The sequence below is a fragment of the Candidatus Obscuribacterales bacterium genome (genome assembly GCA_036703605.1).
Lineage (GTDB): Bacteria > Cyanobacteriota > Cyanobacteriia > RECH01 > RECH01 > RECH01.
Genome location: DATNRH010000948.1, coordinates 1 through 1,063 on the forward strand (window position 1 = coordinate 1; position 1,063 = coordinate 1,063).

General features: G+C 55.5%; 1 protein-coding gene. It reads left to right on the forward strand.

Annotated elements, in window-relative coordinates:
* Nucleotides 1-429: 429 nt before the first annotated feature.
* The coding region (locus tag V6D20_19435) for a hypothetical protein (protein HEY9817956.1) at nt 430-1,063 on the forward strand (634 nt) is incomplete at its 3' end.

Consider the following 1,063-nt stretch of genomic DNA (forward strand, 5'->3'; position numbering starts at 1 on the left):
CGATATCTTGACCTAGTTCGCGTACCCGGATACGTGGAGCCCTTCCTTGGCCCCAATGAAGGTTTGTAGTGGCCGCTACTAAGCTGATTAGACGGACTAGGCACAGAAATACCAGCTCTGTACCGCCTTGTAGCCCATCCACAGGTCCTCATCTCAGCCTTGTCACTAGCCAACCCCATAACACACCGCTGTATGCCACTGGAGGCTTGGCAGACGCTCTGGTCAGGGCTCCTTCACCGACCGCTGAAGCCATGGCGAGCAGCAGTCCGCCCATCCAACGGAGTCTCTCAGACAGATGCTATTGAGCGCGCACTCTCATGGGTCTGGACTTCTGGCGTCTTGCGGGAGGACGTTGGCAGTGACTTGTGTCCCTTAGCAGCCGGAGTCGAGGGCCCCGCTACCTGTGTGCTGCAAGGTTTCTCATCTCGCATGCATGCCAATGGATCCCAAACTCTAGACTATGGGGTACGTGCCGACTGCGTGGCGGAGATCGCCCTCCTGATTGCCCTTGGCAATCAGTCTCAGAGGGTTGCTTCTGAAGTCCACGTTGACCTCCTTCGCTACCTCTACATCCAATCCGACGCCCAGAGAGGCCCAAGAGCGAACGCATCTGATCCCAACTTTGGTCTGATTCTCTGGGGCTTGTCCCCTGGCTGGACGGGCAAGTACTACGCAGACGACATGGCCAGAGTCCTGCTAGGCACCATGACTACCACCGCCATGTTGACCGCAGAGCAGCGCACCACAGCCGGCTTGCAAGACATCGAACGAAATCATTTGTGGGGCATCTTGGCCAACTTGAGAACGCAAGGCTCGCATGGCTTCCGTGCCGATCGCTTCTATATGGATAAGCTCTATCTCTATGGCTGGAAGTACTATGCAGAGCTGCCCATTCACTCCACCAGCCCTCACTTTCAGTCCTGGATTTGGGCTGTCTACCTACATGCCTACCGACATACGCAATACCAACCCTTTCTCGAGCTCGCTCGGCGTGGTTTGTACGAAACCTATAATTTGCTACAAACTAGGGAGTTACACTGGGCATACTCAATTACGGCCCAAT